Genomic DNA, 12,922 nt, shown 5'->3' with positions numbered 1-12,922 from the left:
CGCTCGCTCACCCCCGGAATGTGAAGTAAACGATCTGCGTCGAAGCGATCGCCGCGCCGCCGGCCGAACGGGCCGGGCGGAACTTCCAGGATTGCGCAGCCAGCGTCGCCTTCTCGGCCAGGTAGCGGTACACCCCATCTCCATCGCCCCGCGCGGCTGCCGTGATCACCCGGCCCTGCGAATCAATGCTCACCTGCACCGTCACCGTAATGGGCTGGCGAATTCGCGCCCTCACGCCTTCGGGTACGGTGGGTTGGATCTCATAGATGGCCGACGCCGGGATCGCCGGCGGGACGGTGGACACAGCGGGCGCCCCGCCCACCGGGCCGGCCGCCTGCAATGGAGCCGCAGGGGCAGGCGCAACAGCCGTTCGCGGCGCGTCAGGAGCCGCCGGCGCCGGACGCTCAACGGCCGCCGGTTTCAGCGAGGCCGCAGCCAGTGAGGCCGCGCCGGAATCCTGTACCCGTGGTGCCGGAGACGCCGCAGCAGGCTTGGCCGCCAGTTCCTTCACAACCGGCTGCCCGCCCGCGGAAACAACCCTGACCGACTCCACCGCTCCAGCCACGCCTGTACCAAACAGCTGAAGCCGGAACAGGACATCCTGACTGGCGGTAGGAACGGTGAAATGGCCCTGGCCCAGCGTCTTCGCGTCCAGTTCCACCAGACGCGGCTGAGCGGGACCCTCACTAGTGCCGGTGCCAGGCTCAACGACTTCCAGTTCGCCCCGCGAAGCCTGCTGCAAGGCAGGCGACTTGCTGTCCCAGGAGACCTCTATGCCACCGGAGCCCGGCTTCGCGTCCAAACCGAACCTCGTCCAGCGCGCACGCTGCTGGGCGTCCCACCACTGATAGCCGGCTCCGCCCCCGATGAGCAGAACCAGCAGGGCCGCGATCAACTGCCACAGCCGGTGTTTGTGCGGTTCCGCCGCGTGCTCGCCCAACAGCCAGGTTGGTTCTGCTGGCGTCTCCACCGGGCTGGCCGGCACAGGCGGCGGCTCCACTCGTGGTGGATTCGGATCCAGCCGCTGCTCACGCAGCATCCTGCGCCGCTCCACCAGCCGCCAGGCTTCATCACCGCCCGGCAGATCCTCAGGGCTCGGGCGATTGTGCGCAGTGGTCAGGCCATTTCCGTCGCCGATGGCAACCGGCTCAGCTGGAGTCGAGCGCAAACCGGCCCCAGCCGCCGCTGCGAATGCCTGCGCCACGGGCCTATGGTTCTCAACCGCAGGGGCCGGTTCCGGCGTGAGAGGCAGAACTTCGGAAGGTGCGGCCACGTCCGCCGGAGCTGCCGCTTCCTGCTCCAACACAGGGGCCGGAGCGGAGCGCGCACTGCGTTCGCCCGAACGGTCCTGCTTGGCCATCGGCTGCCCGAACGGCTCCGGCGGCTGTGCGGGCACTCTCGGCAAAACACCATTGATCCGGCTGAAGAACCACGCCTCGCACTCGAAGATCGACAGCGGCCGGATGGAAAGAACGAAGTGCCGGGCCTCCGGGAAGTACTTTCGCATCAATTGCTGGTCGGCCGCATCCAGGCCGAGATCCCGCCCGGTGCAGCTGCGGAAGAAGCCCACCACCGTGATGCCGGCCGCATCCGGGGAATTCCACTCCGCCAGGAGGCTCTCCAGCTTTGTGCGATCCACATCGGAGAGGATGTACGACGGCCCGTAGCGGTATTCGCAGGGGACGGGTTCAAAACCGGTTATCTCGACATTGAGCGGAGCCTCGGACAGCACACGGCCCAACAGGATCCCGCCCATTTCCGCTCCGCGCTTAGGCAGGATGTGAAAACCTTCCAGGACAAACGATCTGAGTTTTTGGATCAGTGCCGCGTCCATCGTGAACACGGCTCCGCTGTCGGGCATCGTCCAACGGCCGATTGCGCTGTTCGACCCGCCGCCCTCTCCATTCCGTCCGGAGTCCCTACGCAAGTGTTCAGTCACCGTCACTCCTTGAATTGGGATTTCATGGGCTGGAGACAGGCAGGCGGTACGGAGCCACGCGCTGTTTCCACCCCTCGGGTTGCGCCGCTGGTCTGGCGCAACAACAGCTGCATTCTGTCCTAAGTCTACCTTGCATGAGCCATGCGAGCCAATGCCGGTTCATCCCGCCAACCGGCGTTGTGCCGCCTTGTATTCTCCTGTCGCTGCTCTCTTCGCGGGCGCCCTTTATGCCACCTCGGCCGAGTATTCGCTAAAGCGACTTCACCTTTCCGTCGATATTAGTACTCGAAGTTGTGCCCCGATCAGCCGGACGATTACTGCTCGCTCTAGCCTGGGTCTTGCCCTTGGCCGCCGCTGGGCGTCCAGGCCGCATTGCTGACGCCCGCGCCGCGGCTGTGGACACACGCGTCTGGCGTCTCCAGGGCACTGTAATCCTCACGCCCGGCACCCTGCCCACCGAGCCCAACTCCTTCTACATCCAGGACGAATCCGGAGGGATTTCCATCCATGGCCCGGGTCCCCTCAAACTCACCTACTCGGACCGTGTCGAAGTCGAGGGTCAGATGGGTCGACTGTCTGATGGGGAGCCCGAACTGATCGTCAAGTCGATGACTGTACTGAGGAGCGTCCCCAAAGTGCGCCCCAGGGAACTGACGGTGGAGCAGGCCGCGCGGCCCCAGATCGCAGGCCAGTTGGTGCGTGTCCGAGGCACGGTGGCCAAGACCTCCATCGGCAGCATGCGCGACGATTTCTACATTGAGCAGGGACAGAAGGTCATTCGAGCCTACATCCGCCACTCCGCCCAGAGTGCTTCCGTGATGCCCCGCCAGGCGCCAGTCGGAGCCTTCGTCGAAGCAATCGGCGTTGTGATGCCTTCCGAGGGGGAAGGCTTTGTGCTCCGCCTTCGGGACAGTGTCGACCTTACACTCGTCCGCGCGCCAAACGTCTTCCGCTCCCGCGAAGCCCTCATCGTCATCGCGGGGATCGCCGGCATCTTCCTGGCGGCCTTCGGGTGGATCTATGCCCTGCGGCGTTCCATCAGGAACCGGACAGCCGAGATCCGCATCCTGCTGACCAAGGCAGAAGAGGCATCCAGGGCGAAGTCCGAGTTCCTGGCCAATCTCTCGCACGAAATCCGTACCCCTATCCACGGCATCCAGGGCATGCATGACCTGCTGCTGGACACCTCCCTCACGAAATCGCAGCAGGAGGAACTGGTCATCGCCCAGGACGCGACCAGGCACCTTCTGGCGCTCCTCGATGACGTTCTCGACATCTCCCGCATCGAAGCAGGCCAGCTGACCCTGGAATCCGAACCATTCGACCCGGGGCGCGTCGTCCGCGGCGCCGTGCGCACCTTCGCGCCAAAGGCCCGCCAGCAGGGTTTGGAGTTCGGCTGTCAATTGAACGACTTGCCAGACCGGGTTGCGGGCGACGCCATCCGGCTCAGGCAAGTTCTTTTCAATCTGCTGAGCAACGCCATCAAGTTCACCAATTCGGGCCGCATCGACGTCCGCGCCTGGCGAGTGCAGGAGTCCGGCGGCGGCACCCGGCTTGGTTTCGAGGTCAGAGACACCGGCATCGGCATCCCGCGCGAGAAACAGGCGATCATTTTCGAGTCGTTCCGACAGGTGGATGGCACCATATCGCGGCGTTTCGGCGGTACCGGCCTGGGTCTCTCCATTGCCCAGCGCCTGGTTCACGAAATGGGGGGAATCCTGAAAGTCCAGAGTGCCCCGGGCCGGGGCGCTGCTTTCGAATTCACGGCATTGTTCGACGCGGTCGACCCAGGCCAGGCAGGGCAGGAAAGGGATGGGGCGGCCGAGTTCGACGCCTGGGCAGGTGATCAGTCTCTCCCCTTGCGGATCCTGGTCGCCGAAGATAACGAGGTGAACCAGCGCCTGGTGCGGCGCATGCTGGAGAAGGACGGCCACGACGTCACCCTGGTGGGGGATGGAGACTCCGCCATCCAGGCATGGAGGACCAGCTATTTCGACGTCATCCTGATGGACGTCCAGATGCCCGGCACGGACGGCTTGCAGGCCGCCTCCACCATTCGCCGGGCGGAAGCGGGGTCAGGATCGCCGGGCATTCCCATATTTGCCCTCACGGCGCACAGCATGCAGGGCGATTACGATCGCTGCCTGCACGCCGGAATGAACGATTGCGTGACTAAGCCTTTCTCCCAGCGCGATTTACGGAACATCCTGGCCACAGTGCCCGCGGCCGGCCGGACGGCGGCTGTGCCGGATCCGGCCCAGGCCTGAACCGGATCCGAAACGAAGCCAATCAGCCGATGTGGACCAGCGTCTCGCCCACCAGGGCTTGATGGATCTCCTGCGCCGCCCGCGTGCCTTCCGCGACAGCTTGCACCACGGTGGCTCCGCCGTTCACCACATCCCCCGCAGCATAGACCCGCAGCCGGCTGGTGGCGCTGGACCCGGGCCGGGTGACGATGGTGCCCTGGCGGCTGAACGCGATCCCAGGCAGCACCGCCTGCAGCTTCGCATCCACGCCCTGGCCGATCGCTTCGACCACAAGATCAGCCGCGATCACATGCTCCGAACCGGCCTGGTTCTCGGGACGTCGCCGCCCGCTCGCGTCCGCAGCGCCCAACTTCGTCCGCACCACTTCGATCCCGGTCAACTTTCCGGCTGCATCCATGACGTACCGCAGCGGCTGGGTGAGGATCAGGAAGTTCACCCCACCCTGCATCGCTTCGTCGCGCTCGTTGGGCCAGGCGGGCATCTCCGCGAACGAGCGCCGGTACAAAATGGCCACGTCTTCCGCTCCGGCGCGTTTGGCCGAGAGGGCGGCGTCGATCGCCGTATTCCCTCCGCCCAGCACCAGCACGGTTCCGCTCACCTGGCGCCCCTCGTGCTTCACCTGCCGCAGGAAGTCCAGCGCACCCTCCACGCCGCTCTCCGGCCGCGCGGAACCAGGCAGCGTCAACGACCGGCTGAGCCCCGGCGCCAGCAGGACCGCGTCAAAGCCCTCGTCCAGGATGTCGTCCAGCGTGCCGGCCGGCCCCAGGGAGTAATTCCGCCGCTCAATCGCACCGGTCGACAGCAGCACATCCTCGAGTTCCTGTTGCAGGATCGGGTCCGGCATTCGGTCGGCCGGAATCGTGTCTTTGGCCATCCCGCCGGGTTGGCCTGCCCGTTCCAGCAGCGTCACCCGGTGTCCGAGCGCAGCCAGCGTAATGGCCGCCGCCACACCCGCCGGTCCGGCGCCGGCCACCGCCACGCGCTTGCCGGTATCCGGCAAAACCGGCCGCGTCTCCCGGGCCCACCCTTCTTCAATTGCCTTCCGCGAAACCCAGCGCTGCAGATGGCGGATCGGTACAGGCTCCTGGTAGTGCTCGTTGATGCAGGTGCTCTCGCACAATGTCTCGCTGGGGCAGACGTAGCCGCAGATAGTAGCCAGCACGTTGGTGGCGCGAATGGTTTCATACGCGTCACGGAAGCGCCCGTCCACGATCGCCTGGATGAATCCGGGCACGTCCACATGAGCGGGGCACTTCGGGACGCAGGTGGGGTCGCTGCACTGCCGGCAGGTCTTCGCCATTTCCTGAATCGTGTCGAGAGCCTCGGCCCGGCCCGCCTTGTAGATGGGCTCGTACACCGCCGCATCCCGCGGCACACAGCCGCTGCGGCCGCCGTCCCGCATGATTTGCGTACAGGCCGAGCAGGCCACGCAGACTTTCTCCGGATCCAGCTTACGGCCCTGGACGACTTCCCGCGCAAACTCCGGGTAGGCAAAGGACATGCGCCCGCCGCCCACCAGCGACACCCAGCCCTGCTGCACCGCCGCCGCGCCCACGTTCGGCAGGAACTGGCGCAGCACGGAATAGCCGCCGCCCACTACCGGCAGTTTCGGGAACTGCTGCTGGATGTGCCGCACGATGTGCAGGAACCGGCCCACGCCTTCCAACGAGTGCTCCGGCGGAACGTTCATGCCGATGATGGGCAAATCGAATGGACGGTTCACGTGGGGGTTGAAGTACGGATTGCCGATCGTGATATTCACCAGCGGAGCGCCGGAGTCGACCAGGAACTGCACCAGGCGAATGGGATCCTTCAGATCCGGCTGCAGCGAGCCGTCCTCCGCCATGCCCCAGCCGTAGGGATAGGCCATGGAATCGTACGCATTCATGCGTGAGGTGACAGCAATGCCGGGCACCCGGTCGCGGATCTTCGTGACGATGTTCCGGAACAGGCGCGTACGGTTCTCCCATTCGGGACCGCCGTAGCGGGAGTTCTCGCGCGTGTGCGACGCATGCAATTCACTGATCAGGTACCGGTGGCACGCCTTCACGTCCACCGCGTCGAACCCCGCCTCATAGGCCAGCCGGGCCGTCTCGACATACACGTCTTCCAACCGCTCGAGTTCGTCGTCCGTGATCAATGGATAGTCGGCCGGCAGTTTGTGGATGGGGTCCAGATACTTCGAATGGTGCGCAATGATCGGCTTCGGCGCCCGGCCCGGCCTGGAATAGCGGCCGGAATGGGTCAACTGCAGCACCAGCGCCGGACGGTGGTTGCCGCCCATGGTTTCCCGCGCCGCCTGCCGCGCCTGGTCGACCATCGTCCGGAAGACCGCCACATTGCCCTGGTGCAGCCAGATCTGGCGCGGATTCGCCCGGCCCTCTTCCGCCACCGCGCAGGCTTCCACCCACAACAGGCCCGAGCCGCCGGCGGCGAAACGGCGGTACCGCCGCAGCGTCAATACGTCAGGCGAACCATCGGCCAGCCCGTCGCACCCTTCCATCGGTAGCACCACCAGCCGGTTGGGCAACACAAACCGGCCGCAGTCCACCGGTTGGGCCAGTACGCTGACGTCTTCGCTCACCGGTACATCGACGCCGAGCCTGTCGATGTCCTGGCGCAGTTCTTCAAAGGAATGGTAGTGGAATGGCTGGTGCACAATCATGGCGGAACTCCGGTCATTTCTACCATATCAGATGCGAAAGTCCGGTTATCTCCGTGCGAGACAATGAAGGCAGATGCGCATCCACTTTCTGCAGCACGTAGCCTTCGAAACTCCGGGCCTGATCGGCGAGTGGGCCGGGCAGCGTGGTCACTCGCTCACCGGCACCCGCCTCGACCTGGGCGAACCGCTTCCCTCGCTGGAGAGCTTCGACCTCCTTCTCGTCATGGGCGGCCCGATGAGTGTGAACGACGAGCACATTTACGATTGGCTTCGTCCGGAAAAACGGTTGATCGCCGCCGCCATGGCCGCGGGCAAGTTCGTACTCGGCGTCTGCCTCGGTTCGCAAATGCTCGCCGAAGTCCTGGGTTCCACCATTTACCGTAACCAGGAGAAGGAGATCGGTTGGTTGCCGGTCCACACCACAGGGACAGGGTCCCTATTTGAGGACATGCCCGCCGAGTTCACCGTTTTCCACTGGCACGGAGAGACTTACGACATCCCCCCAGGCGCCACTCATCTCGCCTCCACCGCCGGCTGCCGGTCGCAGGCGTTCGAAACGGACCGTTGTCTTGCGCTGCAGTTCCACATGGAGATGACGGAGCCCATCATTCAGGATCTTCTCGCCCATTGCGCCGGCGATCTCGGCCTCGGGCCGTACCAGCAACCCGCGGATCAAATCCATTCAGAAACGTGGCGTTTAGCGGAGACCAAGCGGCTTCTGTTCACGCTGCTCGACCGCGTGTCAACCCGTGTTTTCGTCGTAGCATAGCTCATGGGCAGCTATTTCTGCGTCGACCGCGGCAGGGCCCTGCCGCTGGGCGCGACGCGACTCGAAGACGGTGTGAATTTCGCGCTTTTTTCGAAACACTCCACCCACGCCTGGCTCTCCTTCTTTCATCCGGGCGACTCCGTACCTTATCTGGAGATTGAACTCCATCCCGAACGCGACCGGACCGGCCAGGTCTGGCATATCTGGATCGGCGGCCTGGCACCGGACGTCCAGTACTGCTGGCGGTTGGACATGCGGCCCAATCCAAACCCGGAAGTCCATCGCTTCGATCCGGAGCGCTTCCTGCTGGATCCATATGCGCAAGTCCTGGTGGGCGGCGAGCAGTGGGGCATCAGCGCGGAACGGCGCTGTGCCCTCCCGCACGACCACTTCGATTGGGAGATGGACCGCCCGCTGAACGTACCTCTCAGCGAATCAATCATTTACGAGTTGCATGTGCGTGGGTTCACACGCCATGAATCGTCAGGCGTGTCAGCCCCCGGCACCTACCTTGGCCTCACCGACAAGATCCCCTATCTGAAAAAGCTAGGGGTGACCGCCGTGGAGCTTCTGCCTGTCTATGAGTTTGAGGAAGCCGACACGGACCGCAGCAACCCGCTGATGGGCACCACGCTCTTCAACCTCTGGGGCTACCAGCCGATCGCCTTTTTTGCGCCCAATGCGACCTACGCCAGCGGCAAGCAGCCTGGCTCGGCCGTCCGCGAGTTCAAAGAAATGGTGAAGCGATTCCACGCCGCCGGTCTCGAGGTCATCCTCGACGTCGTCTTCAACCACACGGCCGAAGGCGACGAGCGCGGCCGCACGCACTCCTTCCGTGGCATCGACAATTCCATCTATTACCAGCTCGACGAGCAGGGCCGCTATCGCAACTATTCCGGTTGCGGCAACACGTTCAACTGCAACCACCCGGTGGTACGCAGCCTCATCTCCGACTGCCTGCACTACTGGGTGATGGAGATGCACGTCGACGGGTTCCGGTTCGACCTTGCCAGCGTTCTGGGCCGTGGCCAGGACGGCAACCCCCTGGCTGATCCGCCATTGCTGGAGCGGCTCGCCTACGATCCCATTCTTGCGAACACCAAACTTATCGCCGAGGCCTGGGACGCCGCCGGACTCTACCAGGTGGGCAGTTTCCCCGCCTGGGGCCGCTGGGCCGAGTGGAATGGCAAGTACCGTGACGACCTGCGCCGTTTCGTGAAGAGCGACCGCGGCATGGTGCCCATGCTGGCTTCGCGCCTCACCGGCAGTCCCGATCTCTACGCCGCCAGCGGCCGCCAGTCACGCCATAGCATCAACTTCGTCACCTGCCATGACGGTTTCACGCTGGCCGATCTCGTCAGCTACAACGACAAACACAACGAAGCCAACGGCGAACAGAACCGCGACGGCGCCAACGATAACAACAGTTGGAACTGCGGCGCTGAAGGACCCACGAAGGACGAATCGATCAACGCCCTGCGCCGCCGGCAGATGCGCAATATGGCGGCGCTGCTGCTGCTCAGCGGCGGGGTCCCCATGATCCTGGCCGGTGACGAGATGGCCCGCACGCAGGGCGGCAACAACAACGCCTACTGCCAGGACAATGCCACCAGTTGGGTGGACTGGACGCTCACCGAGTCGCACTCGGACATGGTCACCTTCTTCCAGCGCATGATCGCCTTCCGCGCCGGCCGCGAGGCCTTTCGCCATATCGACTGGGGCGCCCAGGCGGGCGAACCGCACACGCGCGTCACCTTTCACGGCGTCTTCCCGCACGCACCGGACTGGGGCCCCGACTCGCATGCCCTCGCCATCGAACTGGAATGGGGCACTGAGCGCATCTACTTCATCGCCAATTCGTTTTGGGGAAACTTGCGCTTCCATCTCCCCCTGCTCACCGACACCCGGAAGTGGACGCTGGTGGACGATACCAGTCGTGACGGTCCGCGCGGCGCGACGCTGGACTCCCAGGATTGGTACGAGGCCGCGGCCCGCAGCGTGGTGGTGCTCGAGGCGCTGTAACCGGAATCAGTCTTTCCAGGGCGTGAGAACTTTGATCTGCCGGTAGGAGGAGACCTCCTTCTCCGTCAGGTCTGAGGGGATCAGCCCCTGCTGATGGAGTTTTCGGAAGGTCGCCCAGTTCATATCGGCGGCCTGCACGCGCTCCAGCTTCAATTTCGGCCCGAAGTAATACATATTGGAAGCTTTATCCGGCCCCGTGGGATTCTCATCCGTGCCCACCAGCAGGCTCTCCCCCACGAGCATCAGCTTCTCCGTGAGGTTGTAGGGATTTGTCGCCAGGTTCAGGGAGGACCGCGACAGGAGTAGCCTGGCCTTCTCTACCGTCGGCTCACGGGTCACAATCTGCTCGGCCGGATCGGATTCCACGGACGCACCGCCAAACTTGTCAGGATCCAGAACGGTCAGGTCCGCCGCCCGATAGCCGTTGGCAATGCCGCCCAGATAGATCAAAGCACGGCCGTCGTTCCCATGGTCATCAACCAGCAGGCTGGTAATATGCCCGGCGTGCCAGTATTCCCGCAGCATGTTGCCGTTTGTGTCCAGCAGCGAGATTAGCGAGGGGGAGTGCAGCCGGTGCGTGGCAGCCACCAGGATTCTTGACTCTTTGCTCCCGTTAATCGGAACCAAGGCAATTCGCCGCACCGTAAACGGGCCTTTCAGCATGAACCCATCGCGCAGGACCGGCTTTGCAAAATGCCGTTTCCAGAGCAACTGCCCATCCGCTGAAAACAAATAAAGTTCATCATCCAGGGAGGAATCGAGATTGTTCCTTAACGGGAACAGTACTTCGCGCCGGCCGTCACCATCCACATCGGCGATCTGCCAGGAATCAAAACTGGGGTCCCTCCTGACATCCCCCTGGTAAGGCACAAACGGCAACTTGTAGTTCCAGGCAGCCACACCCTGCTCGTCGTATACAACCAGCGTCTGGCCCTCTATCCGGCACATGTTGGGATTCGGTCTCGGGCGCATCACCCAGAAGGCACCCAGAGCCGCCAACACCAGGCAGGCGGCAACGACGACGATCAAACGAGTCCTGGATTCGGCCCGGGCCACTGGGAGTTCCGGAAGCGCCAGAGGTGGAACCTCCTCAGCTTCAGCCTTCACGCCGTCCCTCTGTTTTCGCCACGTGTCCAGCTCGTCGGCGTAGGCGAAGATCCTGCCCTTTGTGCCAGGCATGCGGTGAATTGGGAGGTTGTGCTCTTCTTCCCAATTCTGAACTGTCCGCACCGTGACATCGAAGAATGCGGCAATTTCCTTCCAGGACTGCAGCAGCCTCGCTGGTTGATTCTGCGAGCTCAACGAAAAATGGACCTCCGTAATTACTAAGTTTCTAAGATACCAAGTCGCGGCGCGCATGCTATACGGGATAAGCTGGCTCCGGCCAATTCAGCCCATTAAGAAAAGCCAATGAAATCTTCAATTAGGAGGGGAATGCACACGCCCAACTCGGCCGGAGGCCGGGTATCTATTGGCATATTCCCCGCGCCCAGGCAGGCGCAGCAGGCATAACGGTATGCCGCGGCGTGCCTCCAGACGGGATGCCGCGACCATACGGACCTTGGCGGGTTTTTCAATTCCGGGGGTATGAGGGCAGCGGAATCGGCTTCCCGGATGGCTTCCATTTTCCGGCGCGCACGGCATCCAGGAAGTCGAAGCCCGGCGTCAGCGAGGCTACTCCGGACGCGGCATGATCGCTGGCAGGGATCTCAATATAGTCAAACTGTTTATAGCGGCGTTGGAGGACAAACGCCAGCCGGCGTGCCTCCAAAGTTCCGAAAACTTCATCCGCCCCTCCCTGGATATACAGCATTGGCACATCTGGAGCTTTGCTGAAATCCAGGGCTTCCAGGGGCTGGCCGCCCACCGCCACCAGGGCCGCGAATCTGGACGGCTCACCCATCGGCACCGACATCACACCACCCGCGCCGATACCATGCCCGGCCAGGAAAACCTGCTTCTCCTCAATGGAAAACGCCGCTTTGACCGTGTCGACTACGTTCAGCACGTCCGTCCGCGAGGCATTCAGGTAATACTCCATCGGCCCGCGGCCTGAGGGCGCAGCCACCACATAGCCGCGCTCCGCCGCCAACTTCAGCAACTGGCTGCTGCCATCCTGCGCGGGGTAACGCTCAAAATACGAACCCTCGTCTCCGCCCGCATCGTGGAGCACCACCAGCAGGGGCCATTTCTTCGCAGCATCGTAGTTTGGCGGCACGAAAAGCCGGAACGGCAGCATGCTCTGATCCTGTGTCGACAGATACGCCAGCCGGATGTCGCCCTTCTTCACAGCCAACGGGCTATTGCCCGCCAGCAGGTCCTCGGCCATCCATTCCGCCATTGGCAGATCCCGCGCCGGGTTGATGGGATCGGTGGCATAGTTGGGCAGTCTAGGATCGGCCAGCGTGGCCGCCACCGGCGTCAGCCTGTTTCCAAACCCGGGTCCGGGACCGTCCAGGGCCTGATCGTACAGATTCCCCATATACTGGACCGTCTGCACCGCCAGCGCGTGCGCGGGACTTTTTAGGGCGACGCCGGCCGCCGCCAGCTTACGCCCCAGTGCGCCCAGAGCGCCGATCCTCTTTTCCAGTGAGGCGCTCAGCATGACATCCCGCAGGGCCGTGGCCCGCACCTGTCCTTCGGAATCGAGCAACTGATAACGCACCCGGTAAGCGCCCTCCGCCAAGCCACTGGTGCGCAGCGTGAATTCCACCGGTTCCAGCGACTGCAGCGTCTCGGCCGGCCGCTCCACGACAGTCTTGCCTTGGGCGTCGAGCATCACTGCCTGCACGCGGTAGGCGCTCTTCAGGGGCCGGCCCAGCACGAAACCGGGCTCCAGCCGCGCATGCAGCGTGCTGCCCGGAGCCGCAATGCGCTTGTCCACCGTGAACTGCAGGGAACTGGCCACTTCCAGCCACTCTCCGGGCGGTTGGTTGCGATAGACGGCCAGAACGCGCGCCAGCAGCCGCGACGCCACGTTCCAGTTCGCCGTGCCCAAGGCCTGATAGGCAATATCCATCGCCTCGCCCACCTCGGGATGCAGTTTCCGGCCCGGGGTTGGATCGACTTGTGCAGCCTGCACCTGCGCCATCAGGAACAGGACGGTTTCCCGGTTACTATCAGCGACGTACTGGCCCTCAACCCGAGTCCAGGTTTCCGGTTTTTCACTCAGTTGCGCGTGCAGCAAGGCTCCGCAGCAAAACACGAGCCCCACACGCCAATTCCTGTGCATGCAATGAATTATGCCGCAGCCCGGGCGG

Annotated in this window: 7 protein-coding genes; 3 read left to right on the top strand and 4 right to left on the bottom strand. The window is 63.8% G+C overall.

Going from position 1 to position 12,922, the window contains the following annotated elements; translation table 11 throughout:
* Positions 1-7: 7 nt before the first annotated feature.
* Positions 8-1,939 carry a hypothetical protein gene (locus tag ACR9Y2_RS22275; RefSeq protein WP_435043863.1) on the bottom strand — a complete coding sequence of 644 codons (1,932 nt, stop codon included), beginning with the start codon at positions 1,937-1,939 and terminating at the stop codon, positions 8-10.
* 344 nt (positions 1,940-2,283) lie between these two features.
* Here ACR9Y2_RS22275 and ACR9Y2_RS22270 point away from each other — a divergent pair, with 344 nt between their 5' ends.
* Complete coding sequence (locus tag ACR9Y2_RS22270; RefSeq protein WP_435043862.1) at positions 2,284-4,206, top strand: ATP-binding protein; 1,923 nt, start codon at positions 2,284-2,286, stop codon at positions 4,204-4,206.
* A 22-nt stretch (positions 4,207-4,228) separates the two neighbouring features.
* Here the strand turns inward: ACR9Y2_RS22270 and ACR9Y2_RS22265 are convergent, their stop codons facing one another.
* The gene (locus tag ACR9Y2_RS22265) at positions 4,229-6,871 is read right to left on the bottom strand and encodes an FAD-dependent oxidoreductase (RefSeq protein WP_435043861.1); all 2,643 of its coding nucleotides are present in this window, start codon (positions 6,869-6,871) and stop codon (positions 4,229-4,231) included.
* A gap of 73 nt (positions 6,872-6,944) precedes the next feature.
* Between ACR9Y2_RS22265 and ACR9Y2_RS22260 the strand changes: the two genes are divergently transcribed.
* Together ACR9Y2_RS22260 and glgX are read left to right on the top strand one after the other, a co-directional pair.
* Positions 6,945-7,640 carry a type 1 glutamine amidotransferase gene (locus ACR9Y2_RS22260; RefSeq protein ID WP_435043860.1) on the top strand — a complete coding sequence of 232 codons (696 nt, stop codon included), beginning with the start codon at positions 6,945-6,947 and terminating at the stop codon, positions 7,638-7,640.
* A 3-nt stretch (positions 7,641-7,643) separates the two neighbouring features.
* A complete protein-coding gene (gene glgX, locus ACR9Y2_RS22255) occupies positions 7,644-9,662 on the top strand; it encodes a glycogen debranching protein GlgX (RefSeq protein WP_435043859.1) in 2,019 nt (672 codons plus the stop codon).
* Between the two features lie 6 nt (positions 9,663-9,668).
* Here glgX and ACR9Y2_RS22250 read toward each other — a convergent pair whose 3' ends face one another.
* Together ACR9Y2_RS22250 and ACR9Y2_RS22245 are read right to left on the bottom strand one after the other, a co-directional pair.
* Positions 9,669-10,964 (bottom strand): hypothetical protein, encoded by a 1,296-nt coding sequence (locus ACR9Y2_RS22250; RefSeq protein WP_435043858.1) that lies wholly within the window; start codon positions 10,962-10,964, stop codon positions 9,669-9,671.
* 271 nt (positions 10,965-11,235) lie between these two features.
* Positions 11,236-12,894: a hypothetical protein gene (locus tag ACR9Y2_RS22245; protein ID WP_435043857.1), complete on the bottom strand. Its 1,659-nt coding sequence runs from the start codon at positions 12,892-12,894 to the stop codon at positions 11,236-11,238.
* Positions 12,895-12,922 lie beyond the last annotated feature (28 nt).

It is taken from the genome of Paludibaculum fermentans (assembly GCF_051172195.1).
Lineage (GTDB): Bacteria > Acidobacteriota > Terriglobia > Bryobacterales > Bryobacteraceae > Paludibaculum > Paludibaculum fermentans_A.
Note: the sequence above shows the minus strand (reverse complement) of the source record. Positions and strands in the feature narration are given on the sequence as shown.

What these genes read in the sequence shown, in the direction of transcription:
- ACR9Y2_RS22265 (WP_435043861.1), bottom strand. Translation starts at nt 6,871, where the DNA reads ATGATTGTGCACCAGCCATTCCACTACCATTCCTTTGAAGAACTGCGC.
- ACR9Y2_RS22260 (WP_435043860.1), top strand. Translation starts at nt 6,945, where the DNA reads ATGCGCATCCACTTTCTGCAGCACGTAGCCTTCGAAACTCCGGGCCTG.
- glgX (WP_435043859.1), top strand. Translation starts at nt 7,644, where the DNA reads ATGGGCAGCTATTTCTGCGTCGACCGCGGCAGGGCCCTGCCGCTGGGC.
- ACR9Y2_RS22245 (WP_435043857.1), bottom strand. Translation starts at nt 12,894, where the DNA reads ATGCACAGGAATTGGCGTGTGGGGCTCGTGTTTTGCTGCGGAGCCTTG.